Genomic DNA, 25,520 nt, shown 5'->3' on the forward strand with positions numbered 1-25,520 from the left:
AAAGTGTTGAATCCGCAGGGAGAAGTTTGCGCCGAGTGACGCGAATCGTTGTAGCGGGATCGTCCTGAGTTCTTGTACGATCGTCCGAACTGACGGCTCTCCAGTCGTTGATACGCCAACATCCTCATAGAGTGACACATGGGTTCGCTGACAAAGCTTGTGGATATTTTGGATCGTCATACCCCGGGTAATGGCACCTACGGCACGCCGATTCCAGGCGTGAGTCTGATCCGCTCAGATACCCCTACCATGCCGATGCCTGTTGTGTATGAACCGACACTTTGTCTTATTGCACAGGGGCGCAAGCGGGTAATGCTGGGAACGACTGCCTACGTGTACGACCCGGCGAGGTATTTGGTTGCATCAGTCGATCTGCCTGTCACGGGGGCAGTTATTGAGGCCAGCGAGACGGCCCCGTATCTATGCCTGGTAGTCGATCTCGATTTGGCCGAGCTGAGCGACCTTTGTTTGCGTTACCCGATCCAGGATCAGAACGACGATGTGCCGTCGGCCGGCATTGCGCTCAGCGACACTACACCGGAGCTGTTGGACGCAGCGGTACGGCTGGCAGCACTGCTCGACGCGCCGCGCGATATCGACGCCCTGGCCCCGCTAATGATCCGCGAGATTCTCTATCGTCTTCTAACAGATTCGGGAAACAACATCCTGAGACAGATGGCGGCGGCGGACAGTCGACTGAATCAGATCGCCAAGGGCATTGCCTGGCTGCGGGCACACTACCGCGAAAACCGCCGGATCGAAGAAATCGCCGACATTGCCGGCATGAGTCGCTCGACGTTCTATGCGCACTTCAAGGCGGTCACATCAATGAGCCCCCTGGATTTTCGTGGCCAATTGCGGTTGCAGGAAGCGCGCCGGTTGATGGTTGCCGAGGCGATGGATGCCGCAGGCGCAGGGTTTCGTGTCGGTTACGAAAGCCCGTCTCAATTCAGCCGCGACTATGCCCGTATGTTCGGTGCTCCCCCAGCGACGGACGCCTCTCGATTACGCAGGATGGCACAGGCGTCCGCAGCATGCTCATGAAAATGCGTCAGGCTGATAGGCAGCCGCGCAGATCATCTACGCCGGCTACTTGCCCTGACAATCAATTCGCTCACGAATTCATCCTGCATCGGATCCGCTGCGTGTTCGCCATCAGCATGCAAGAGCTTCAGTATCGCCCGCGCCGCGTGTTGACCGATCTGGTATCTGGGGGGCCTCACGGTCGTCAACGCCGGTGTCAAGCGTGACGATATCGCCGCATCTCCGAATCCCGCCATCAGGCAATCCCGAGGCAATTCCACACCACACGCCGGCGCATGCAGAATAGCCCCGGCTGCCATGTTGTCGTTGGAAAAAATCACCGCCTCAGGACGCGAGCGTTTTGATTCTTTTGTGAACGACTCAATCCATTTTTCCCCGACATCAAAGTCATCGGAATGCGTCGCGACCTGGATATCCGGTTTCAACCCGGCCTTTCGCATCTGTGATGCATATCCATCAGCCCGTTGCTTCGCACGAAAGTCCTCTTCGGCCATTGGCAATACAAACTGAATACGCTTGCACCCCTGCTCCAGAAAATGCCGAGCGAGTACCGCGCCGACTTCAGCGTGTGGAAAGCCCACTTGATGAAAAGGCCGCTCAGGAACAAATCCCCAGGCCTCGACGATCGGAATGTTCAAGCCCCTCAGTATGATCTCCGACGCGGGTGTGTGATCATCCCGAGTCAGTATCAGCGCACTGGGATGCCAACCCACAAAAGTACGGATGGCTTGTTCTTCCTGGTCTTTTGAATACTGTGCGTTGGCCAGTAAGAGCTGCAGACCGGACGATTGCAGTTCGTCGGTCATCCCCTTTACGAGGTCGGCAAACGTCGTACTGGCAATGTTCTGCATGACGGCGCAAACCACGCGGCCCCTGCCTGAGGCGAGCCCACCGGCGACTTGGCTGGGGACATAGCCAATGCTGTCCACGATCTCTTTCAGGCGCTCGCGTAATCCGGCGGACACTTTGTCGGGCGAGTTGAAGTAGCGGGAGACGGTAATCGAGGACACCCCAGCCATGTTGGCAACGTCATGGATGGTGTAGGTCCCGGTCTTGCGGCGGGCCGCGCGTGGGGTCTCTTTGGTGTCGGGCTTATTGTGTTGAGTCATGGTTTCTACTGATGGCGCCAGATCGAATGTTGATCCTACACTGCTTCCGATGTTACCGGTAACAGTTACCGGTAACATCGGAATTAACCCTGAGATGCCAATTCGCTAGAGATTGCACGAGAACGAAGAGGGACTTTGTGCCCCGGGAGACAAAAGATGGCCGTAAATGGAGCTGGATCCAGACGTCGATTTGCCCTTGCCGCTGCGCTGTTGAGCTGCCTGCCGCTGTGCCCGCTCTCTGCACAGGCGGATGAGGCGCAGGGTTACCCAAAAAAGCCGGTATCCCTGGTGGTGCCGTATCCGGCCGGCGGTGTCGCCGACCAGTTCGCGCGCAGCATGGCCAGTGAGTTGGGCAAGCGCCTGGGGCAAAGCGTCATTGTGGAAAACCGCCCAGGTGCGAATGGCAACATAGGCTCGGCCTTGGTCGCCAAGCAAGCCGCGGACGGCTATACGTTGTTGCTCGGCTCGACCAGTACGCTCGCGGTCAATCCGCATCTGTACAAAAACATGGGTTATGACCCCGTCAAGGACCTGCAGCCGATCACGTTGACGCATCAAATGCCCAATGTGCTGATCGTCAATACCGGCACTCCATATCACAGCGTGGCGGATGTGGTTGCCGCGGCAAAGAAGGCGCCTGGCCAGATTGCGTTCGGGTCAGCGGGGAATGGCAATTCCATGCATTTGGCGGGTGTGCTGTTTCAAAAGCAAGCGGGCATTGAGTTGATGCATGTCCCGTATCAGGGGGCGCCGCCGGCGCTGACCGACGTCATGGGTGGCGCGATTCCGATGATGTTTATCAACTTGCCAGCCATCGTCGGCTATCAAAAGTCGGACAAGATTCGTATTCTGGCTGTGACCGATACCAAGCGGGCCAATAGTGCGCCCGGCGTGCCTACATTCAGCGAGGCGGGTGTCGACGGGGTGGTGTCCCGCGTATGGAATGGATTGTTGGTGCGCCAGGGCACGCCCGATGCCATCGTGAAAAAACTCAACACCGAGATCGTGGCCATCCTCACCGATCCGGCGTTTCGCAAACCGCTAGAGGAACAGGGCTACGAAGTCCTCTCGTCTTCTCCACAAGAATTTTCGGACCTGCTGAACAAGGATCTGAAAACAATGGGCAAACTCATCGAGGCTGCCAACATCAAGCTGGATTGAAACATGGTTGAAAGAAAGAAAATCGGCGAGCTGCGCAGCCAGCGCTGGTTCGCCGGAGAAAGCATTCGCGGCTTTGCGCATCGGCAACGCATGCAGCAGCAAGGGCTGAATCGAGAAGAGTTCATGGGCCGGCCCATCATCGGCATCCTGAACACGTGGAGCGATCTGTCGCCGTGCCACGCTCACCTGAGAGATCGCGCACAGGCGATCAAAAGGGGCGTATTGCAGGCAGGCGGATATCCGTTAGAGCTGCCGGCAATGAGTCTTGGCGAGGTCATGGTGAAACCGACCACCATGCTCTATCGAAATTTTCTGGCCATGGAGGCCGAGGAGCTCATCCGCAGTTTGCCTCTGGATGGCGTGGTGCTATTGGGCGGGTGCGACAAAACGACGCCAGGGTTGGTGATGGGGGCTATCTCCATGGGGATTCCCGCCATTTTTTGCCCGGCAGGTCCTATGTTGAATGACCGATACAAGGGGCAGGCAGTCGGCGCTGGCACGCATACCAAGAAGTACTGGGAGCAGTACACCATTGGCGCGATCGATCAGGATGAGTGGATTTCGCTAGAGGCACGGATGACACGTGCCCCCGGCACATGCAACACGATGGGCACGGCCAGCACGATGACCGCGATCGTAGAGGCCATGGGGCTGGCCTTGCCGGGTTCGACGAGCGTGCCCGCCATGGACGCGGGACATACCCGAATGGCCTGGTCTTGTGGGACCCGAATCGTCGATATGGTGTGGGAGGATCTCACGCCATCGAGGATCTTGAGCCGCGCGTCGTTTCTGAACGGGGTGGCGGCGTGGATGGCGCTCGGTGGTTCCACCAATGCAGCCGTTCATTTGCCCGCCATGGCCAATCGTGCCGGCATTGAATTAGGCCTGAATGATTTTGACAGTATGGCCCGGCAGGTCCCTGTCATTGCCAATCTGTTCCCGTCGGGTAACCGCTTGATGGAAGATTTTTATTACGCGGGTGGACTGCCTGCGTTGCTGAACCGTATCCGCGATGTATTAGCATTGGACGCGTTGACGTGCACGGGCAAGACATTAGGCGCCAATATCGAGGGCCATGCCAGTACGGACGACGACGTGATTCGGCCCTTGAATAACCCGGTGGTCAGCGCGACGGATGATTGTCCCGAGGCCTGCATGGCGCTCGCTGTGTTGCATGGGAATCTCTGTCCGGATGGCGCGGTCATCAAGCCCTCTGCTGCATCTGCACGTTTGCTGAAACATACCGGACCGGCATTGGTGTTCGACTCCAACGCGGATATGTTGGCTGCCATCAACGATCCAGCATTGGACGTTGATGAGAACACCGTTCTCGTGCTGCGCAACGGTGGCCCGGTCGGTGGACCTGGCATGCCGGAATGGGGCAATTTGCCGATTCCGAAAAAGCTGCTTGAAAAAGGCATTACCGACATTCTGCGGCTCTCGGATTCGCGGATGAGCGGTACCCATTATGGGACTTGCGTTTTGCACATCAGCCCCGAGTCTGCCGTAGGCGGGCCGCTGGCTCTGATCCGTACGGGCGATCTCATTCAACTCGATATCGCGAAACGGCAGCTTGATGTTCTGGTGTCCGAAGCCGAACTGGCCCAGCGCAGACAGCAATGGACGCCGCCGGCCCAGAACTACGAACGCGGATACACCCGAATTTACCAGGCAGAAGTGACGCAGGCCCATCAGGGCTGCGATTTCAAGGCCCTCGAAGGGACCGCGCCTACACCCGAACCCTCTATTTACTAAAGACGCAGACAAGGATACGCAATGCCAGCGCCGAAAGACCTGTTAGAAAATGCATTTCGCACCCGTTTGAATGAACCTGGCGTGCCGCTTGGGACGTGGCTGATGTCAGGCGCCTCCAGCACGGCAGAGGCCATGGGACACGCTGGATTCGATTGGCTATTGGTCGATCTGGAGCATGTCCCGCTAGATGAAAAAGAAACGCTCGCGGTATTGCAGGCGATCGCTGGGACCAATGCCTGCCCGATTGCCCGTCTGGCCGCGAATGATCCGATCCTGTTCAAGCGCGCCTTGGACCTCGGAGCCAAAACCGTCATGGTGCCGTTTGTGGACAGCGCTGCGGCGGCCCAGCAAGCGGTGTCGTATGCAAAGTATCCGCCTGAAGGGATTCGCGGCTTTGCGGCCGTGCATCGCGCCAGCGGTTATGGCACAGCCAGCGAGTACGCCAAACGCGCGAATGACTCGGTCTTCACCATCATTCAGTTGGAAACGCCGCAGGCCGTGGCTGCGTTGGAGGATATTGCGAGTGTGCCGGGCGTCGATGCGCTGTTCCTGGGACCGGGCGATCTATCCGCCAACATGGGGCATATCGGCAACATCGCGCATCCCGAAGTCAAAGCCGTGATCGCCGATGTGGCCAAACGTTGCCAGGCGATCGGCAAACCTTGTGGCATTGTCGGTCCCACCCCCGAGATGGTTTCCGAGTTCATCGAGCTCGGCTATTCGTTCGTTGCCGTGGCTTCGGATATGGGAATGATGATGCGGCAGGCGACTGCTTTCATCGGCGCCATCCGGCCCGCCATCGCAAAAAAATTCGAAAGCAGCGTGTACTAAAAGAGAGATTGGGAGACAACACGATGAAATTACCATCGGCTCTGGTGAGCGCGATCGCGGCGGCCGTGGCGCTGGCAATAGCACCTCAGGTCGTGTCTGCACAGCAGGCGAACTATCCCAGCAAACCCATCACCATGATCGTGCCGTTTGGTCCAGGCGGCACGTCCGACATCATGGCTCGAATCCTGGCGAAGCATCTGAGCGCCACGTTGCCTGCGACGATTGTTGTTGAAAACAAAGCTGGAGCGGGTGGTGCCATCGGGATGACCCAGTTGAAGCGATCTGCGGCTGACGGATACACGGTGGGCTTGTCCGTTATCGGGCCGGAAGTCCTGCAGCCCGCGATCCGAAAGACGGGGTACACCTATCAGGACTTCGACCACGTATGCGCCACCTATTCCGTGCCGCTGATGATGATGGTCACCGAGGATTCGCCTTTTCGCAGCGTCTCGGATGTCATTGCCTACGCGAAAGAGAACCCGGGCAAGCTGACGTATGGATCCTCTGGACACGGCACATTGCTGCATCTGGCCATGGAGATGTTGATGGATCAGGCTGGGGCCACGGCACTGCACGTTCCATACAAAAGCTCTGGAGAGATGGTCACTGATCTGATGGGGAAACAGATCATGGTGTTCAACGAAACGCCAACGGTGTCCAAGCGCTATAAGCTGCGCCCGTTGGCGGTGTTCTCGGACACGAGGCTGGCCGGCTATCCCGATGTCCCGACTATTAAAGAGGCGGGATGGTCTATCAATGCCTCTATCTGGGGCGGGTTGATTGCGCCAAAGGGCCTGCCTAAAGAGGCGATCGGTGCATTGGAAAACGCATGCCAGACGGCATTGAAAAGCGATGCGTATCGGGCTGACGTCGAGCCGCTGGACACCCCAGCCTATTACATGGACTCGCAAGCCTTTGCCGCGTTTGCGCAGGACCAGTTCAACATGTATGGCGATCTGATCAACCGCCTGGGTTTAGTGGAAAAGCAATAACCGGCATTCCCCTTGTTGGTTCATGTGTCCCCTTTAGCGGGAAGGATCAGCACCATTGTCGTGCGGGCGGGGGCCCGCGCGCATTTGATAGCACCTCATTGGTGCTTCTCGATCCAGAATGAGTGCAGCGAGCACTTGTTTGGTGCGACGCAACATTGTCTTGTCTTAGTAGTCCTGCTTGGCACGGTTTTTGCATAACTGTCAGGCAAAACGACTCGTGCCGTCAGGTAACACCAGGCCGGTCTCAAGTACTACGTTCAACGGGACAGACATGACTGCCAAAGCTACTCGCATTGATTTGTTCAGCCTGCGTACGCCGCAGATGCGTGCCTTTCATCTGACTTGGCTGGCATTCTTTGTGTGTTTCTACGCGTGGTTCGCGTGCGCGCCGCTGATGCCGGTGCTAAAGGGCGAATTCAATCTCACGCCGGGGCAGATTGCCAATATCAATATTGCCGCTGTGGCGGTGACCATTCTGGTGCGCCTCATCGTCGGGCCGCTGTGTGATCGTTATGGACCGCGCAAGGCTTATACCGGCTTGCTGGTATTAGGAGCGATTCCGGTATTGGGCGTGGCCTTGGCGCAGAGCTATGAAGCCTTTTTGTTCTTCCGGTTGGCGATAGGCGCGATCGGAGCGAGCTTCGTCATCACGCAATATCACACCTCTGTCATGTTTGCACCCAATGTGGTCGGCACGGCGAATGCCACCACCGCGGGCTGGGGTAACGCAGGAGGCGGCGTGGCGCAAGGCACGATGCCGCTGCTGTTGACTGCCATCGTGATGATGGGTGTCAGCCAAAGCCTGGGTTGGCGGCTGGCCATGGTAGTGCCCGGTGTGGCGATGCTGATCGTTGCTGCACTCTACTGGCGCTATACGCAAGATTGCCCTGAGGGCAATTATTCAGATCTGCGGGCAGCAGGAAAGACGATCGAGGGTGGCAAGAAAGGTGGCTGGGCGAGTTTTGCTGCGGCGGCCTGTAATTATCGCGTGTGGTTGTTGTTTGTGACCTATGGCGCCTGCTTTGGTGTGGAGATTTTTATCCACAACGTGGCCGCTATCTACTACGTCGAGCGTTTTGGTCTGTCGCTCTCGTCGGCGGGCATGGCGGCCGCGAGCTTTGGCTTGCTGGCGCTGTTCGGCCGTGCATTGGGCGGCATCGTTTCTGACCGGATGGCGCATCGACGCGGATTGGATGGACGCACGCTGTTGTTATGCGTGCTGATGGTGGGCGAGGGTGTGGGGTTGTTGGGCTTTGCTCATGCAGATAACACCACGCTAGCCGTGCTGGCAATGCTGGTGTTCGGCCTCTTTACCCATATGGCCTGCGGTGCGACGTATGCGCTCGTGCCCTTTGTGGATCGCAATGCGTTGGGCGGCGTGGCAGGCATTATCGGCGCCGGCGGCAATGTCGGTGCGGTGGCGGCGGGCTTCTTGATGAAGGGGATGGGCGATACGCAGAGCACGCTGTCTGTGCTGGGTGTGTTGGTGATCCTGTCGGCCGCATGTGCGATTGCCGTGCGTTTTTCTGCTGAACATAAGGCTCGCGAGCAAGCCTTATACAACAACACGCTGAACCCCAGCGCCGTGGGCGCCTGAGGAGGAATTTGTCATGAGCATGAAGATCATCGTTGTTGGCCACGGCATGGTGGGCCACAAGTTTCTGGAAAGTCTTGCCGAGACGGGACTGCAAAATGTCGAGGTCACGGTGTTATGCGAGGAACCGCGTCCTGCCTATGACCGGGTGCACTTGTCTGAGTTTTTCAGTGGCCGTACCGCTGACGATCTGTCGTTGGTAGAACCTGGTTTCTTTGAGCGTACCGGTTTCAAGCTGCGCCTGGCCGCGCGCGCCGTTGCGGTAGAGCGCCGTAACAACACCGTGACGACTGCCGATGGCGAAGTGCTGCCCTACGACAAGCTGGTGCTGGCCACGGGCTCCAATCCTTTTGTGCCAGGGTTGCCTGGGCGTGATCGTCCGAATTGCTTCGTTTATCGCACGATCGAAGATCTGGAGGCGATGCAGGCCGCTGGCCATGGGGCCAGGCGCGGTGTGGTCGTCGGTGGCGGGTTGTTGGGCCTGGAGTGTGCGAAAGCGCTACGAGACATGGGCCTGGAAACGCATGTGGTCGAGTTTTCGCCGCGGTTGATGACGGTGCAGGTAGATGAGAGCGGCGGTCAGATGCTACGCCGCAAGATCGAGGCGTTGGGCGTCCAGGTGCACACCGATCGCAACACGGTAGAGATCGTGGACGGGACGCTGGCACGCCACCGGATGGTGTTTGCCGACGGCAAGCTCCTGGAAACCGACATGATTGTGTTCTCGGCCGGCATACGGCCACGGGACGAGATCGCACGTCAGTGCCTGCTGGCAGTGGGCCCGCGTGGCGGCGTGGTGATCGATGATTTCTGCCGCACGAGCGATCGCAATGTTTATGCGATAGGCGAATGTGCGTCTTGGCAGGAACAGGTGTTTGGCCTAGTGGCGCCCGGCTATGACATGGCCCGTGTGGCGGCGCGGCATATCGCCAGTACGGCAGGCCTGGCAGATGTGGAGTCCGCCCGATTCGCCGGTGCCGACATGAGCACGAAACTCAAACTCATGGGCGTGGATGTTGCCAGCATCGGTGATGCGCATGGCAAGACGAAGGACTGCCGTAGTTATCAGTACGTGGATGAGCGCAAGCAAGTCTACAAAAAAATCGTCGTCAGCGGGGACGGCAAGAAATTGCTCGGTGCCGTGCTGGTAGGCAACGCCGACGAGTATGGCACCCTGCTGCAGATGGCGTTGAACGACATCGCCTTGCCCGAGGACCCAGAGTTTCTGATCCTGCCATCAAGCGATGGCAAAGCCAAGCCCGGCCTGGGAGTGGATGCGCTGCCCGACAGTGCACAGATATGTTCCTGCAATAACGTCACGAAAGGACAGATTTGTGCGGCTGTCGGCGATGGGGTATGCACGATCGGCGATCTGAAGGCCTGCACGAAGGCCGGATCGACCTGCGGTGGCTGTGTGCCGCTGGTGACGCAGGTCATGAAGGCCGAAATGAAAAAGCAGGGAATGGCCGTCAACAACCATTTGTGCGAGCACTTCCCCTATTCGCGTCAGGAGATCTACCACTTGGTCCGCGTGGGCGGCATCAAGACGTTCGATGCATTATTGGAAAAGCATGGCAAGGGATTGGGCTGCGACATCTGCAAGCCCGTCGCGGCGAGCGTGCTCGCATCGTGCTGGAACGAATTCGTTCTGCAGCCGCCTTTGGCTGGCCTGCAGGATAGCAATGATTATTACCTGGGCAATATCCAAAAAGACGGCAGCTATTCCGTCGTGCCCCGTATGCCTGGTGGCGAGGTGACGCCCGACGGTTTGATCGCAGTCGGTCAGGTGGCCAAGAAATATGGTCTCTACACCAAAGTCACTGGCGGACAGCGCGTGGATATGTTTGGCGCGCGGGTAGAGCAGTTGCCTCTGATTTGGGAAGAGCTGATCGCAGCCGGTTTCGAATCGGGCCACGCGTATGGCAAATCGCTGCGTACCGTGAAAAGCTGCGTGGGATCCACGTGGTGCCGTTATGGTGTGGGTGATTCCGTGGGTTTCGCAATCTCTTTGGAGAACCGATACAAAGGGCTGCGTTCCCCACACAAGATCAAGTTCGGCGTGTCGGGTTGCACACGTGAATGCGCCGAGGCCCAGGGCAAGGACGTGGGCATCATTGCCACCGAGAAAGGCTGGAATCTCTACGTTTGCGGCAATGGCGGCATGAAGCCACGTCACGCCGAGTTGTTGGCATCCGATCTGGATCAGGCCACGCTGGTGAAGTATGTCGATCGCTTTTTGATGTTCTATGTGCGTACGGCAGACCGTTTGCAGCGCACCAGCACCTGGCGCGACAACCTGGAAGGTGGTCTGCAGTATCTGCAAGATGTCGTGGTGCACGACAAGCTGGGCATAGTGGCCGAGCTGGAAGCCGAGATGCAGCACGTGGTGGATACCTACCAGGACGAGTGGAAAGTCGCCGTCACGCAGCCCGAGGTACGCAAGCGTTTCCGCAGTTTCGTGAATAGCGAATCGCTGGACGAAAAAATCGTCTTTGTGCCCGAACGCGGACAGATTCGCCCGGCGTCACCGCAGGAGCGCGAGGATGCCGAGCGCGCGGAAGCCCTCACCGTCTAGTACTCATTGGATATAGAGAAGGAATGTCAGCATGACAACCCATGAAAATGGCTGGGCAGACGTTTGCGCAGTTCAGGACATCGTGCCCGGCACCGGGGTCTGTGCCTTGGTCAGCGGTCGGCATGTGGCGGTCTTTCGTTTGGGCGATGGACGCGTTTTTGCCATTGGCAATATCGACCCCAAGAGCGGCGCCAGCGTGCTGGCGCGCGGCTTGGTCGGTAACCTCGGCGATCGTGTCGTCGTCGCGTCGCCGCTATACAAGCAGCATTTCGACTTGTTCACCGGCGAGTGCCTGGAGGAGCCAGAGCAGTCAGTGCCGGCTTATCCCACCAAGGTCGACAACGCTCGGATCTGGGTGGCAGCATGAGTCAGGCGGGGCGCCCTAGTTTGGTGGTAGTAGGCAATGGTATGGCTGGCATGCGTACCGTAGAGGAACTGCTGCAGCTCGCCCCGGATTTGTATGACATCACCGTGTTCGGTGCAGAGCCGCACGGCAACTACAACCGTATCCTGCTGTCTCCGGTATTGGCCGGTGAAAAGAGCGTGGGCGATATCATGCTCAACACGCGTGAATGGTATGCCCAGTACGGTATCACTTTGCATGCAGGTGATCCGGTGGTGCAGATCGATCGTTCACGCCGGCTCGTGCACGCGCAAAGCGGCTTGCAGGTTCGATACGATCGTTTGTTGATCGCCACCGGGTCGCGGCCGTTCATTCCACCAGTACCTGGCAGCGACCTCGATGGCGTAATCGGGTTCCGCGACATCCAGGATGTGGAAACCATGCTCGAGGCCTCACGCCAGCATCATCATGCCGTGGTGATTGGCGGAGGGTTGCTGGGGTTGGAGGCCGCCAACGGTCTGTTGCGTCAAGGAATGACGGTAACTGTGGTGCACCTGCATCCAAGTTTGATGGAGCGCCAGCTGGATGCGCCGGCCTCTTCGTTGTTGCAGCGGGCGTTGGAGTCCAGCGGCCTGCGTTTTGAAATGAGTGCGCAAACTGCCGAGCTGGTAGGCACGGAGCGCGTCATTGCGGTGCGTTTCAAGGACGGGCGCGAGATTGCCGCCGATCTGGTGGTGATGGCGACAGGCGTGCGGCCAAATGTCGACTTGGCTCGTGACTCCGGCCTGCACTGCGAGCGTGCGATTGTCGTGGACGATACGCTGCAAACCTATGATCCATGTGTGTACGCCGTGGGCGAGTGTGTAGAGCATCGCCGCAGCACGTTCGGCTTGGTTGCCCCTATATGGGAACAGGCGCGCGTATGTGCGGCACATCTGGCGGGGGCGGGCCATCGCCGTTATGTGCAACGTGCTACGGCGACCAAGCTCAAGGTTACGGGCGTCGATCTTTATTCGGCTGGCAACATCGTCGGCGGCGCAGATACCGAGGATATTGTTCTGCGCGATCCGCGGCGCGGTATCTATAAGCGGCTGGTGCTCAAGGATGACTGCGTCGTCGGTGCGGTGCTGTACGGTGACGTGACAGACGGGCCGTGGTATTTCGATTTGATCCAACGGCAAGCGCCGATTACCTCGATTCGGCAACGCCTATTGTTTGGCCAAACGCTCTGCGAAGCAGAGTGACGGCATGATTGCAGATGACAACGACGATTAAAATAGCTCCCGTTGACGCGCCGGTACGTACCACTTGCCCCTATTGCGGCGTGGGGTGCGGCGTGCTGGCTACGCCGCGGGCTGATGGCGACGTACATATTGCGGGCGACCCTCAGCATCCCGCCAACGGCGGACGTCTATGCGTGAAGGGCTCTGCGCTCGGTGAAACCGTTGGCCTGGAAGGCCGTCTGCTTTATCCGGCCATGCGACCGGCCATGTCCGATCAGAAAGAGCCACTGCAGCGCGTATCGTGGGATCAGGCGCTCGATAAGGCGGCCCAGGGGTTTCGTCGCATCATCGAGTCGGATGGCCCTGATGCCGTGGCGTTTTATGTTTCTGGTCAGTTGTTGACCGAGGACTATTACGTTGCCAATAAATTGATGAAGGGCTTTATCGGCAGCGCCAATATCGATACGAATTCTCGGCTATGCATGTCATCGGCCGTGGCTGGGCACAAACGTGCCTTTGGTGAAGACTTGGTCCCTGTCTGCTATGACGATCTGGAGTTGGCCGATCTGGTCGTGCTGGTCGGGTCCAACGCCGCATGGTGTCATCCCATCCTGTTCCAACGCATCGCGCGCGCCAAAGAAGCCCGGCCGGATATGAGGCTGGTGGTAATCGATCCGCGTCATACGGCTACCTGTGAATTGGCCGATCTGCACTTGCCCGTCAAGCCCGGTACCGATGTGTGGCTGTTCAATGGCCTGTTGGCGCATCTGGTTCGGCAAGGTTTCGCAGACGATCGTTTCGTGTCGGAGCACACCACGGGTCTCGATGAGACGCTGCTCGCGGCAGGCGCCGACAGTGACATCGCATCCGTGGCCCGTGACTGCCGTCTCGATGAGGAATCTGTTCGCACTTTCTTTCAGTGGTTTGCCGAAAGGCCGCGCACCATCACCGCGTTTTCGCAGGGTGTGAATCAGTCCTCGGCCGGCACAGATAAAGTCAACAGCATCATCAACTGCCATCTGCTCACGGGCCGTATTGGTCAGCCCGGCATGGGGCCGTTCTCTATCACCGGTCAGCCCAATGCCATGGGCGGACGCGAGGTGGGGGGCTTGGCCAATATACTGGCTGCTCATCTGGAGCTGCATGAGCCCGCGCATCGCGAACTCGTCCAGACGTTCTGGGACGCGCCACGTATGGCCGATCGGGTGGGTTTGAAGGCCGTCGATTTGTTTCGGGCCATCGAGGCGGGACGCGTAAAGGCGGTATGGATCATGGGAACGAATCCCGTGGTCAGCCTGCCCGATGCAGACCAGGTCCGACGCGCCTTGAATGCATGTGAACTCGTGGTGGTGAGCGATATCGTCGCTCATACCGATACGATGGCGCATGCCGATATTGTGCTGCCTGCATTGGGCTGGGGCGAGAAGGATGGCACCGTTACCAATTCGGAACGCCGGATTTCGCGCCAACGCGCTTTCCTGCCAGTGCCCGGCGAGGCGCGTGCGGATTGGGACATCATTGCCGACGTGGCGCGGCGTATGGGTTATGAGGGATTCTCTTATCATCACCAGCGAGAGGTGTTCGATGAGCATGCTCGTTTGTCGGCCCAGTCTAACGCAGCCAATCTGATACCGAGGGCATTTCATATTGGCGGACTGGTGGGTCTATCGGCGCCGGCATACGACGCATTGACGCCGGTGCAGTGGCCCCTTCGATCCTTGGGTGACAGTGGTGCTGCGCGCTTGTTCAGCGACGGCGGCTTTTCCCATGCTGACGGACGCGCGCGTTTCGTACCCACGCCGGTGCGTACACCGGAATACACCACGGATGACGAGTATCCGCTGATACTCAACACAGGCCGTGTACGTGACCAATGGCACACCATGACGCGTACGGGACGCGCTCCCAAACTGGCCGACCATGTTCCCGAGCCCTTTATCGACCTGCACCCGCACGATGCGCTGTTGGCGGGTGTGCGAGAGGGTGCGTTGGCACGTGTGCGTTCCCGCTGGGGCAGCATGGTGGCCAGGGTGCGTCAGGGCGGCGGCATCGCTCGCGGCAGTGTGTTTGTGCCCATTCACTGGAACGGTCAGTTTGCCTCCGATGCGCGCGTAGGTGCAGTGGTCAACCCAGTCGTCGACCCTGTTTCGGGCGAGCCGGAGTTCAAGCACACACCGGTGACGGTGGAGCCTTTCGACGTGGCTTGGCACGGTTTTGTGCTGACGCGCCGGGAGCTGAATACCCATGATGTAGCTTGGTGGACGCGTATCCAAGGGCGGCAGTTTCTGCGCTATGAACTGGCCGGACGGCAAGCTGTCGATGCCCCTCACGATTGGGCGCGCGCGCTATTGGGAGTGAGCGACGTGCAGGCCGATTGGCTGGAATACGAAGACCGTACCGCACGCATCTATCGCGCCGTGTATCTCATCGATGATCGTATCGAAGCCTGTGTTTATCTGTCGCCGCGTCCCGATCTGCCGTCGCGTCAGTGGCTGGCGAGTTTATTCGCTCAGGAGTGTCTGGAAGACATAGACCGCGCAGGTGTACTGCTGGGCCAGCCTATCGTAGCGGGCGCGGATACGGGCCCCGTGATCTGCTCCTGCTTTGGTGTCGGCCGCAATACCATCTGCGACGCGATCCGCGACAAGGGGCTGCAGACGACAGGCGAGATTACCGCCTGCGTCAAAGCAGGCGGTAACTGCGGCTCATGCGTGCCAGAACTCAAGCGGTTGCTGACCGAGACTCAAGTATTGGCGCGGGTGGCTGCTTGATGACGCTGCCTCTTTTGTGATCACAATACCGCGAGGCGCTTGCGTTCGATAAGGTCAAAGTCGATCTTTGCGCCCAGCCCTGGCTCCGTTGGGGCATGCACAAATCCTTGCGCGTCGGGCTCAATATCCTCGATCAAACCGTACTTCTGCGCGCCGCTCGGTAAAAGCACCTCAAAGAATTCAGTATTCTTCAATGCCATTGCAACGTGCAACTGGGCCACGTTATTCAATGAATTTCCACCATGATGAATTTCGTAATTCATGCGAAAGGCTTCGGCTAGATGAGCGGCTTTCAGCATGCTGGTGATACCGCCTTTGAGCGGGATATCCCCTCGCAGGAAATCAGTCGCACTCTGCTGAATCCACGGCACATAAGCATCGAGCACAGCCGCCGGGGCCTCGGTGGCCATGATGGGAATATGCAGTTGCTGCTTGAGCTTTACGTAGTTGTAGAGGTCTGAGTCCTGTAGCGGATCTTCGTACCAGTAGTAATTCAATTCCTCGATAGCGCGGCCAACGCGGACGGCTTCGGGGTACTGATATGCCCACGCGGCATCGAGCATGACCAGATAATCGTCGCCGACCGCCTTGCGTACTGCTTGGCATACGCGGATATCCTCTTGCCACGGATGAGGCGGGTGGATTTTGTAGGCGGCCCAGTTCAAGGATTGATAATGCAACGCTTCGTCGGCATATTCCTGAGCCGAGTCCAAAATCATGGAGCTGGCGTAAGCCTTGATCTTGGTGCGATAGCTGCCCATCAGACGATGAATGGGCAGGCCAGCGACTTTACCCGCAATGTCCCACAGCGCCACGTCGCAGGCGCCAATCGTCCGTATGGTGGTGGTGCGGGCGCGACGCCACATGGCTTGAAACAGCCGCTCGCGATCCAAAGGGTCCTGACCCATCAAGATGGGCTTGAGATATTTGATCAGGTTGGGGGCGTCCAAGTCTGCGGGGTAGTACGCGGACCCCAGAAACGCATGCCCGGTCACGCCGTCGTCGGTCTGGATGGAAAGCAGCCCCATTTTGCTCGATCCAGCGAATTTGCCGGTATGGGCCGCGTAGCTGGTAGGGGGGATGTCATCCCAAGAGAAAAGGGTGACGCTGACATTATCGATCTTCATCTATTGCTCCGATGTGAGGCGCCTCGCTGTTGTCCAGCTCAATGCAGTAGCGCAGCGGTAGCCTCGGTAATCAATGACTCGCTTCGGTATATAGGCGCATACCTTCTATTACCCCCGGCCGTGCCGCCATGCGTTTGGCCCATGCGGTCAATGCCGGATATGCCGCAGGATCCAGCAGGTCGCGGCGTAGCGCATAGTTGGGGTAGAGGATGAAATCGGCATAGCTGATCGCACCAGCCAGATACTCGCGCGTTTTGAGATGTTGCTCGACAATGCCGAAATAGCGCAGGAAACGTTTGCGAAAGAGGTCGATGTGCGATTGGACTTTCTCTGGGGAAACGACCTCTACCTGGTTCATGGCGGCACTGGTACCGCCAATGTCGGTGCCGGCTTGCCAGGCCCATTGCATTGCCAGGGCGTGTTCTGCGGCGCCTTGAGGCACAAAGCGGCCGGATTTCTGGCACACATAGAGCACGATGGCTCCCGATTGTGCCAACACAAGAGGGCGGCCATCCGGGCCATCAGGGTCAACTATGGCAGGAATCTGGCTGGCCGGATTGATCTTCAGATACTCCGGTGTCTTGTGTGCACCCGCACCTACATCGATAGGGATCACTCGATGCGGCAAGCCGGATTCCGCTAAAGCGATAGTGGCGCGTAGACCGTTGCTGGTACGCCAAGCGTAGACATCTATCATTCATTTACCTTTCTGTTTATGCGGTCTGAGAGCGTTTTTCTGGTGATGCGGCCAGTTGCTGTGGATCATTCCACTTTTACGTTTGCCCGTTTGATCAATCCGGCCCAGTCGTTGGATTCCGCATCTAACCACTGCTTGTATTCATCGGCCGATTGATATACCGGCTCGACCATCATTTTTCGCAGCGTTTCCACCGTTTTGGGATCGCGCATGAAATCCTGTACCGCCTCGTTCAGCTTGTTGATTTCGGCTTCTGGCATAGTTGCCGGCGCAAATAAACCTTGAGAGATCATCGCCGAGAATCCCGGCACACCGGATTCGCTGATAGTGGGGATGTCCGATGCGTAGGGAGAGCGATTGGGGGTGGCAATCGCCAGAGCGCGTAGTTTGCCTGCCCGCAACAGCTCCAACACCGACGGCAATCCCGTAAACACCATGTCGATATGGCCGCCCACGGTATCCGAAATGGCGGGGCCGCTGCCTTTGTAGGGAACATGAACCAGCTTGATCTCGGCCTGCTCCATGAGTTTTTCCGCAGCCAAATGCGTGATGCCGCCTGCGCCGGAAGAGCCGATGGTGAGCTTGCCTGGTGTTTTGCGGGCGGCTTCGAGTACGTCCTGGAATGTCTTGAAGCGCGAGTTGGCTGGGACGACAAGGACGTTGCCAAAACTCGCCAGGTTGGCCACGGGGATCAAGTCGTTGCGCGAGTAGCTCAGAGAGGCGTAAAGAGAGGGGATGATGCTATAGACCGCCGAGTCCGACACCAGCAGCATCTTATTCGGAGGGGTTGATTTGACGACCGCTTCGGTACCTATGATGCCGCCTGCACCGGCGCGGTTTTCTACGACGATGGTTTCTTGCAGCGCTTTTCCCAGCGCTGGCGCCACCATGCGGCCGAACAGGTCAGAGCCACCGCCAGGGTTGTACGGCACGATCAATTGCACCGGTTGCCCGCCCTGCGCGCTCGCAGCGATAGGAACGAGTGGTAGTCCGAGCGCGATGCCAGCCGCGCATAACAGCTTTTTCAACATTGCTTGTCTCCGAATTTTTGTTCGTACTACCGATAGACATGCTTTGCATGTCAAACTCGTCTTTTCGGCTTTCGTGGCCGACGATTATTTGTTTGGTAAATTACATCATTGTTAAGTTGTCAGGCAACTATTTTATGGCTAGCGCTCCGACAAATGACCGCTCGCGGAAGACGCCTCCCAATGAGGACCTGCGTGCAACGCGTCCACCGCGATTGGCCGATCAACTCTATGATCGTCTGCTGCAACAGATCACCTATGGGAAATATCCCGAAGAAAGCCGGCTCCCGTCAGAGTTCGATTTATGCGCAACGTTCGGCGTTTCGCGCCCGGTAGTTCGCGAGGCATTGTTTCGCCTGCAGGCTGATGGTGTCATCGTGTCGCAGCGTGGGGCGGGGTCTTATGTGCGAAAGCGTCCCAGTCCCGAGTTGATACGGTTGGCTCCGATAGGAGGCTTGGCCGAGCTGGTGCGCTGTATGGAGCTGCGCAGCGCAATCGAGGGCGATGCCGCCTATATGGCTGCGGCGCGACGCAGCGACGATGATCTCGACATCATGGCCAAAGCCCTCGACGATATGCGAGTTGCTTTCGAGGCGCGCCAAGTCGGCAACGACGCCGATTACCGCTTTCACCAAGCCATTGCGGCGGCCTGTGGTAACGATCTATTCGTGACGATGCTGCAGTCGCTTTCGCAGCAGATATTCGACTACATGCGCGTCATGCGCAGCTTGGCGTTATCCAGTGCGGTGACACGAGGCCAGCAGGTGCAGCGCGAGCACGAATGTATTTTCCAGGCGATTCGTGATCAGCAGCCTGAGGCGGCACGAGATGCAATGCGTGAGCACATCCACAATTCCAGGATGCGAACACTAGACGAGAATTTCTTGCCTGCTAAAAAGAGGTGATGGCTGGCGCTCGAGCTTAATCAAGCCTCAGACATTGGCCCACCCGGATATTTCGGGCGTCTGGCTGCAGTCACAATGATTTCCACCAGCAACGCCGGCGCGGCCAATTTGGCCTCGCACGTCGCACGTGTAGGCATTGCATTCGCCGGGACCCATTCGGCCCAGGCGGCGTTCATCCCGTCAAAGTCGCGCTCGATGTCTTTGAGCCAGATTTGCACGGACAAGAGCCGAGACTTGTCCGATTTCGCCTGTGCCAGATAGCCGTCGATTTTTTTCAGCACATCGCGGGTCTGTTCGGTGATGCCTCCCGCGGCATTCGATGTCACGCCCGCCACATACACGGTATCTCCGTGAATCACGACTCGGCTCAAGCGCTCGTTGGACTCTCTGCGTACGATATCGGTCATGGGGGGTCTCCTTTGCGTGTGGACGGGCGTGAATGATCGTCAGGATCGGTTCGCTTCGATCTTATCCTGAGTTTTCGTTTCAAAGTCACTCGCGTCGTGGCGCTCGCGCAATTGTTCGGATGGCTCTCCGCTCAGGCGATTGACCATACGGCCGCGGCGTACTGCGGGCCGTGCCAGGATGGTATCGGCCCAGCGCTGGACGTGTTTGTAATCCTGCACGCTGAGAAACTCTGCCGCGCCGTATTGCCAGCCTTTGGCCAGTCCGCCGTACCAAGGGAATACGGCGATATCGGCAATCGTATAGTCGTTGCCAGCCAGGTACTCGCTCTCGGCGAGCCGCCGATCGAGTACATCGAGTTGACGTTTGACCTCCATGGCGAAACGATCGATGGCATATTCGATTTTGGTCGGGGCATAGGCATAGAAATGACCAAAACCGCCACCCAAATAAGGCGCGCTGCCCATTTGCCAGAACAACCAGTTCAACGTCTCGGTACGCCCCTGGATGTCTTTCGGGATGAAGGCGCCAAATTTTTCGGCCAGATACAACAGAATCGAGCCCGACTCGAATACGCGAATCGGCTCGGGGCCGCTGCGATCGAGCAAGGCGGGGATCTTGGAATTGGGATTGACGCCGATAAATCCGCTGCCAAACTGATCGCCTTCACGGATATTGATCAGCCACGCATCGTATTCGGCGCCGGTGTGCCCCAACGCGAGCAGTTCCTCCAGCAGGATCGTCACCTTGACGCCATTAGGCGTGCCTAGCGAATAGAGTTGCAGCGGATGTCGGCCGACCGGCAATTCCTTGTCGTGCGTAGGGCCAGCGATGGGCCGATTGATGCTGGCGAAGTGACCGCCGCTGGGTTGGGCCCAGGTCCAGACCTTTGGAGGAACATATTCGGGAGAGTCTGCCATGCTGATGCTCCGGGATAGCGTCGAGACCGCTCAGGCGGCTGAGGGATAGTTGGAAGGAAAGAGTGCGCGTTTGGTTTCTTCGTCGTTGACGCGCTTGAACTCGTGGTTCTGGCCGACGGCGCGCGCTCGCGCAACGGCAGGCCGTGCATCAACGGTGTCAAAGAGACGCTTGAGATTAGGAAAGGGCGCAAGCGGATCGTCTGCGCCTTTGCGTACTCGCGAGGCGCGATCTAGCCAGCCCCAGGCCGACATATCTGCGATCGTGTATGTGTCACCGACGATATAGGTGCGTCCCTCGAGATGATCGTTCAGCACTTGGTAATGCCGTTCAGCTTCGCGCCGATAGCGGTTGACGGCATAGTCCAGGCCCTCTGGCGCGGCAAACTGAAAATGTACCGCTTGTCCCGAGAACGGGCCCAGGCCGGATGCGAGGAACAGCAGCCACGAGAGCAACTCCGGCCGGTCTTGGGCGGCGCCCATGAATTTGCCGGTTTTTTCTGCGAGGTAGAGCAAGATCGCGGTGGAATCAAAGACGCGGGCTTCTTTGCCATCGGGCCCGGCTGTGTCGACGATGGCAGGGACTTTGCCATTAGGGTTGATCGCCCGAAACGCGGGCGCATGTTGCTCGCCCTTGCTGGTGTCGACCGGGATGACTTCGTAAGGCAGGCCCGCCTCCTCGAGAAAGAGGGAAATCTTTGCGGGGTTCGGCGTGGGGTGAAAATAAAACCGGATCATCTGTTTGCTCCGAGCAACGGTCTTGAGTTTTAATACGACCATTCTATAATGGCTCAACACGACAAGAATGGCAAGCACTGCGATGCCATAACGGGATCACAAAAAAAGATATGGCAAGGCCCAGAGAATTCGATGAGGATGCGCTGCTCGATGCGGTGATGCACTGCTTTTGGTCTCAGGGCTACGAGGCAACATCAGTGAAAGACCTCACTTGCGAGACGGGAATCACCGCCGCCAGTCTCTACAACGCTTATGGGGACAAACGCGGACTGTTCCGAGTCTCACTTGATCGCTACCTGGTGCATATCATGGAGCGAATAAAAATAGGCGAAACGCTCCCTCCTCGCGAGGCCATCGCCTATTTTTTTGAACAGATTCTGAACCGATCGCTGAATGATCGCGAACACAAGGGCTGCATGTTGGTGAACTCTGCGTTGGAGCTCGCCCCTCATGATCCCGAGTTTCGAAAGGTTATTGCCGATGCATTGAAGAACATTGAGATGTTCTTTCTACGTTGCATCACTGCAGGACAGGCTGACGGGACGGTCACGCGCGTGCTGCCCGCCGCGCAATTGGCCCGCCATTTGCTCAGTGTCTTGATGGGCGTGCGTGTCTTGGCGCGCGCCCGCCCGGAAAAGGCGCTGCTGGAGGGGGCTGTTACGACGGCTCTAACATTGTTGAGAGGTTAGGTCGTATACCCGGCGGGGCGTAGTGTCTTCTTTACTCTCAGTTGCTGGACATCAAGGTTTGAAGAAAGCAACCGGAGTCATCAGGCGGTTTTCCTGGCTGACGACATAGCCTGCTTCGGCGCTCTTGGTCAGGTAGCTCGCCCATTCCGGATCGCTTTGCAGGGCCTGGCGGCGCGCGGCGCGGTCAGCGGCGTCTTGATAGACCCAGATGTGCATGTAGCTGTTCACATTGCCCGTCTCGGTCTGCATGTAGGCCAGGGGCTTGCCCAGATGCCGGCTCTGTATCTCGTAGCCATGTTCCGCATACAGGGCGAGATGTTTTTTGATCGTGCCGGGGCGGCAGGTGTAGGTACGGACGTCGTAAAGCATGCGTGTTCCTTCGTGTAGCATGAGTATTGATGCCAGGCTGCGACAGCCACTTGTACTTTTGCCATTGGGTGGCGAATTAGTACGAGTGGTACTGTACGCAGTCATAGGAACGGCGCGTTAGGACAGATCAGAAGTCGCCTAGGACTTTTTTGCAGGGCCTGGATATGGGGATTGGGGCGCTTGCCGGTCAGGCGATTCGGGTCCTTACCTGTTCCCACGCGATATCGGCGACTCTCGTAAACCGATTTCCCATCGCCTCTGCATCCGCGCTGGCTGCGGTTCCCCGCAGCACGCGGCCCTTGATCCCGTGCAGGATGGCGGCAAAGCGGAACATGTTGAAGACGACGTAAAAATCCAGGTCAGGAATCCCCGCGCGCCCTGTACGTTCACAATAGGCCCGCACATAGGCCTGTTCATCGGGCAACCCCGAGGCCTGCAGGTCCAGCCCCCCGATTCCGCCCAATATGTCTGGAGGCATGCGGAACATCATGGCGTGATATGCAAAATCCGCAAGAGGATCACCCAAGGTGGACAGTTCCCAATCCAGCACCGCAAGTACCTTGGGTTCTGTTGGATGGAAAATCATGTTGTCTGCCCGAAAGTCGCCGTGCGTGATGGTGACGTCCTCGGTATCGGGCAGATGTTTGGGCAGCCATTGGACGAGTTGGTCCATCGCCGGATGACGGCCCGCGAGATCATCTTCGAGATACTGCTTGGACCAGCGGTCGATCTGGCGTTTGACGTAACCCCCCGGCCGGCCATAGTCACCCAGGCCGATAGCGGTATAGTCGATTTGGTGCAGCGTCGCCAGGGTGGCGTTCATGGCGTCCATGTACTGTGCGCGTGCTTCACGTGCGACGTCGGCAAAGCTGGCGTCCCAGAATACGCGGCCCTCCACCATGTCCATGACAAAGAACCAGCTGCCGATGACGCTGTCATCTGTGCACAGGCCATAGATCCGCGGCACTGCGAAACCCACGGTACCTAGTGCACTCATCACGCGGGCTTCGCGTTCTACGGCGTGAGCGCCTTTTAGTAATACGCCCGGCGGTTTGCGTCGCAGTACATAGTTGCGGGTCGGTGTCTGCAGGCGATAGGTCGGGTTGGATTGCCCGCCTTTGAACTGGTCTATCGTCAGTGGTCCCTGGTATCCCTCGACGTTGGCTTGCATCCAGGCCTCTAAAGCAGCCTGGTCAATGCGATGCTCGGGCCGGACAGCCGCGGTACCAGCGAAATTTCCAGTCGCTTTAGCCATGCGCACCTCCGTGCAACGCATCGCGTTTCATCTTTTTCGCCAGCGACCATTTGTGGACCTCGGTCGGGCCGTCATAGATGCGGAACGCGCGGACTTCACGGAATATCTGCTCGACAATCGTGTCGCGCGAGACACCGGTGCCGCCCATGACTTGCACGCAACGGTCCGCGACGCGAAATAATGCGTCGGAGACAGCGACCTTTGCCATGGAGCTTTCAGTGGTGGCTTGAGATCCGGAATCCAGCACGCCCGCGCACCAGTCGATCATCAAAGCGGCTTGTTGCAGATCGATCAAGTTGTCGGCCAGCATGAAGCCCACACCTTCGTGGTCAATCAGCGGTTTGCCGAAGGCTTTGCGTTTGACCGCATAGGCGGTTGCGATCTCGTGCGCGCGCGCAGCGCCACCGAACCAACGCATGCAGTGCGACAGACGGGCCGGAGACAGGCGGATCTGCGCGTAGCGAAAACCCTCGTGCACCTCGCCGAGAACGTCTTCCTGTGGAACGATGAGGTTATCGATGACGATCAGGGCGTGGCCGCCGGGCATCGAGCTGTCGATGGTATCGAGGATGCGTTCGATACGAATGGCGGGATGGGGTAGTTTGACCAGAAACATCGTGGCCTGGACTTTGTCGCCGGTATTGCTGCGTGCCATCACGATGCCGACCTCGGCGCCTTCTGCACCGGTGATGAACATCTTGCGTCCATTGATGATCCAGTTATTGCCTTGTTGAACGGCGGTCGTCTGCAGCATCGAGGGATCGGATCCCGCGCCACCATCCACCGCAGGTTCGGTCATGTAAAAGGCCGAACGTGCGTGTCCACTGACCAGCCGGTCCAGGTACTTGGCCTTTTGCGCCGGGGTGGCGACTTTGCCCAGCAAAAACATATTGCCTTCGTCTGGCGCCATGGTGTTGACCGCTATGGGTCCCAGGGGTGACAGGCCTGAGCGCTTGAGCACGGCAGCGGTTTCCAACTGCGTCATGTGGCTGCCATCGGACAGGATATGCGGCGTCATGACGCCAGCAGCGCGAGCCTTGGCACGCAGTTCTTCGACGAGCTCCTGTGTCGGGCCATGTGCGGTGCGGCGCGGATCGTTCTCATAGGGCACGACGACGTTACGCACAAACGCCTCGACGCGCTCGCCGACTTCGCGGCTGCGTTCACTGGGGTAGGGGGTGTACATGCCTGTTTCCTCAAAGCGTATTGACCAGATGGCCGCCGTCGACCACGAGCACCGAGCCTGTCATGTAGCGTGACGCGTCGCTGCACAAGAGCAGCAAGGGGCCATCGAGATCCTCGAGTTGGCCTAGACGCCGTTGCGGAATACGTTTGATCAACGCTTTACCTGCGTCGGATTGCCAAAAATCGGCGTTGATCTCGGTCTCGATATAGCCGGGCGCCAGGGCGTTGACGCGAACGCCATAGCGCGCCCATTCCAGCGCCAGCGTCTTGCTCAGCTGGATGACGCCGGCCTTGGACACGGCGTACGACACGATGCCGCCTGCTTGGCGCAGGCCCAGGATGGAGGCCACATTGATGATGCTGCCACCATTGGCCTGCAGCGCGGGCAGCAGGGATTGGGCCAGAAAAAACATCCCCTTGAGGTTGGTGTCCAGCACGGCATCCCAGTCCTCTGAACTGTGCGTGGCTGCAGCACTTTCCCGCACGATGCCGGCGTTATTGATCAGCACATCCAGTGTGTCGATTTGCTTGACCAGCTCGGTATGGCTGGCGGCATCCGTGACATCAAAGGGCAGGCACAGCGGCGCTACGCTGCACGACAGGGTGTCGGCGAAGGCCTGCAATCGATCCAGCCGCCGGGCCGCGAGGATCAGTTGCGCGCCCTGGGCGGCCAAGGTCCTGGCAAAGTGCTGTCCCAGACCGCTGGAGGCGCCCGTGATGAGCACCCGTTTGTTCGCGACGGATAGTGATGACGCCATTGCGTTGGTCTCCTCTGGTCCTATTGGCCCTGCCGCCATGTTCTTGGTG

General features: G+C 58.4%; 23 protein-coding genes. 12 read left to right on the top strand and 11 right to left on the bottom strand.

The genetic code is table 11. From position 1 onward, the window contains the following. Positions 1-138 precede the first annotated feature (138 nt). Positions 139-1,044 (top strand): AraC family transcriptional regulator, encoded by a 906-nt coding sequence (locus tag ACYVI2_RS19240; RefSeq protein ID WP_415818530.1) that lies wholly within the window; start codon positions 139-141, stop codon positions 1,042-1,044. A 32-nt stretch (positions 1,045-1,076) separates the two neighbouring features. Here the strand turns inward: ACYVI2_RS19240 and ACYVI2_RS19245 are convergent, their stop codons facing one another. Then, positions 1,077-2,153, bottom strand: coding sequence for a LacI family DNA-binding transcriptional regulator (locus ACYVI2_RS19245; protein ID WP_415818528.1), 1,077 nt, complete (start codon positions 2,151-2,153; stop codon positions 1,077-1,079). A 156-nt stretch (positions 2,154-2,309) separates the two neighbouring features. On the opposite strand from ACYVI2_RS19245, the gene ACYVI2_RS19250 reads away from it, so the two are divergent. The 9 genes from ACYVI2_RS19250 to ACYVI2_RS19290 all read left to right on the top strand — a co-directional run bounded on the left by ACYVI2_RS19250 (position 2,310) and on the right by ACYVI2_RS19290 (position 15,398). Further along, a complete protein-coding gene (locus tag ACYVI2_RS19250; protein WP_415818526.1) occupies positions 2,310-3,314 on the top strand; it encodes a Bug family tripartite tricarboxylate transporter substrate binding protein in 1,005 nt (334 codons plus the stop codon). 3 nt (positions 3,315-3,317) lie between these two features. Beyond that, on the top strand, positions 3,318-5,069 hold the full coding sequence (araD, locus tag ACYVI2_RS19255; protein WP_415818524.1) for an L-arabinonate dehydratase: 1,752 nt from the start codon (positions 3,318-3,320) through the stop codon (positions 5,067-5,069). 21 nt (positions 5,070-5,090) lie between these two features. Further along, a complete protein-coding gene (locus ACYVI2_RS19260) occupies positions 5,091-5,900 on the top strand; it encodes an HpcH/HpaI aldolase family protein (RefSeq protein ID WP_415818522.1) in 810 nt (269 codons plus the stop codon). 23 nt (positions 5,901-5,923) lie between these two features. Continuing rightward, complete coding sequence (locus tag ACYVI2_RS19265; RefSeq protein ID WP_415818520.1) at positions 5,924-6,892, top strand: tripartite tricarboxylate transporter substrate binding protein; 969 nt, start codon at positions 5,924-5,926, stop codon at positions 6,890-6,892. A gap of 271 nt (positions 6,893-7,163) precedes the next feature. After that, a complete protein-coding gene (locus ACYVI2_RS19270; RefSeq protein WP_415818518.1) occupies positions 7,164-8,489 on the top strand; it encodes an MFS transporter in 1,326 nt (441 codons plus the stop codon). 19 nt (positions 8,490-8,508) lie between these two features. Continuing rightward, positions 8,509-11,061, top strand: a complete 2,553-nt coding sequence (gene nirB / locus ACYVI2_RS19275; protein WP_415818602.1) for a nitrite reductase large subunit NirB — start codon at positions 8,509-8,511, stop codon at positions 11,059-11,061. 31 nt (positions 11,062-11,092) lie between these two features. Next, positions 11,093-11,428: a nitrite reductase small subunit NirD gene (nirD, locus tag ACYVI2_RS19280; RefSeq protein ID WP_415818517.1), complete on the top strand. Its 336-nt coding sequence runs from the start codon at positions 11,093-11,095 to the stop codon at positions 11,426-11,428. Next, positions 11,425-12,648 (top strand): NAD(P)/FAD-dependent oxidoreductase, encoded by a 1,224-nt coding sequence (locus ACYVI2_RS19285; protein ID WP_415818515.1) that lies wholly within the window; start codon positions 11,425-11,427, stop codon positions 12,646-12,648. The genes nirD and ACYVI2_RS19285 overlap by 4 nt, the downstream gene beginning before the upstream one ends. A gap of 14 nt (positions 12,649-12,662) precedes the next feature. Beyond that, positions 12,663-15,398 (top strand): molybdopterin-dependent oxidoreductase, encoded by a 2,736-nt coding sequence (locus tag ACYVI2_RS19290; RefSeq protein ID WP_415818513.1) that lies wholly within the window; start codon positions 12,663-12,665, stop codon positions 15,396-15,398. 20 nt (positions 15,399-15,418) lie between these two features. On the opposite strand, the gene ACYVI2_RS19295 is transcribed toward ACYVI2_RS19290, so the two are convergent. The 3 genes from ACYVI2_RS19295 to ACYVI2_RS19305 all read right to left on the bottom strand — a co-directional run bounded on the left by ACYVI2_RS19295 (position 15,419) and on the right by ACYVI2_RS19305 (position 18,253). Next, positions 15,419-16,525: an enolase C-terminal domain-like protein gene (locus ACYVI2_RS19295; protein WP_415818511.1), complete on the bottom strand. Its 1,107-nt coding sequence runs from the start codon at positions 16,523-16,525 to the stop codon at positions 15,419-15,421. Positions 16,526-16,595: 70 nt separating this feature from the next. Further along, a complete protein-coding gene (locus ACYVI2_RS19300) occupies positions 16,596-17,222 on the bottom strand; it encodes a glutathione S-transferase family protein (RefSeq protein ID WP_415818509.1) in 627 nt (208 codons plus the stop codon). 65 nt (positions 17,223-17,287) lie between these two features. Next, positions 17,288-18,253, bottom strand: a complete 966-nt coding sequence (locus ACYVI2_RS19305) for a Bug family tripartite tricarboxylate transporter substrate binding protein (RefSeq protein ID WP_415818507.1) — start codon at positions 18,251-18,253, stop codon at positions 17,288-17,290. Between the two features lie 134 nt (positions 18,254-18,387). Here ACYVI2_RS19305 and ACYVI2_RS19310 point away from each other — a divergent pair, with 134 nt between their 5' ends. Further along, a complete protein-coding gene (locus ACYVI2_RS19310; RefSeq protein WP_415818505.1) occupies positions 18,388-19,155 on the top strand; it encodes a FadR/GntR family transcriptional regulator in 768 nt (255 codons plus the stop codon). Between the two features lie 20 nt (positions 19,156-19,175). On the opposite strand, the gene ACYVI2_RS19315 is transcribed toward ACYVI2_RS19310, so the two are convergent. The 3 genes from ACYVI2_RS19315 to ACYVI2_RS19325 are packed head-to-tail and all read right to left on the bottom strand — an operon-like array spanning position 19,176 to position 21,215. Continuing rightward, entirely contained in the window at positions 19,176-19,562 is a 387-nt protein-coding gene (locus ACYVI2_RS19315; protein WP_415818503.1) for a RidA family protein, read from the bottom strand. A gap of 39 nt (positions 19,563-19,601) precedes the next feature. After that, a complete protein-coding gene (gene yghU, locus ACYVI2_RS19320; RefSeq protein ID WP_415818501.1) occupies positions 19,602-20,480 on the bottom strand; it encodes a glutathione-dependent disulfide-bond oxidoreductase in 879 nt (292 codons plus the stop codon). 30 nt (positions 20,481-20,510) lie between these two features. Beyond that, entirely contained in the window at positions 20,511-21,215 is a 705-nt protein-coding gene (locus ACYVI2_RS19325; RefSeq protein WP_415818499.1) for a glutathione S-transferase family protein, read from the bottom strand. A gap of 110 nt (positions 21,216-21,325) precedes the next feature. Between ACYVI2_RS19325 and ACYVI2_RS19330 the strand changes: the two genes are divergently transcribed. Continuing rightward, the gene (locus ACYVI2_RS19330) at positions 21,326-21,904 is read left to right on the top strand and encodes a TetR/AcrR family transcriptional regulator (RefSeq protein ID WP_415818497.1); all 579 of its coding nucleotides are present in this window, start codon (positions 21,326-21,328) and stop codon (positions 21,902-21,904) included. A 51-nt stretch (positions 21,905-21,955) separates the two neighbouring features. On the opposite strand, the gene ACYVI2_RS19335 is transcribed toward ACYVI2_RS19330, so the two are convergent. From ACYVI2_RS19335 to ACYVI2_RS19350, 4 genes are all read right to left on the bottom strand, one after another. Next, on the bottom strand, positions 21,956-22,273 hold the full coding sequence (locus tag ACYVI2_RS19335; RefSeq protein ID WP_415818495.1) for an NIPSNAP family protein: 318 nt from the start codon (positions 22,271-22,273) through the stop codon (positions 21,956-21,958). Positions 22,274-22,460: 187 nt separating this feature from the next. After that, positions 22,461-23,528, bottom strand: a complete 1,068-nt coding sequence (locus ACYVI2_RS19340) for a phosphotransferase (RefSeq protein ID WP_415818493.1) — start codon at positions 23,526-23,528, stop codon at positions 22,461-22,463. Beyond that, positions 23,521-24,714 (bottom strand): acyl-CoA dehydrogenase family protein, encoded by a 1,194-nt coding sequence (locus ACYVI2_RS19345; protein ID WP_415818491.1) that lies wholly within the window; start codon positions 24,712-24,714, stop codon positions 23,521-23,523. The genes ACYVI2_RS19340 and ACYVI2_RS19345 overlap by 8 nt, the downstream gene beginning before the upstream one ends. Before the next feature lie 10 nt (positions 24,715-24,724). Continuing rightward, entirely contained in the window at positions 24,725-25,471 is a 747-nt protein-coding gene (locus ACYVI2_RS19350) for an SDR family NAD(P)-dependent oxidoreductase (protein ID WP_415818489.1), read from the bottom strand. Positions 25,472-25,520: the final 49 nt, after the last annotated feature.

The sequence above is a fragment of the Bordetella tumbae genome, from assembly GCF_054780995.1.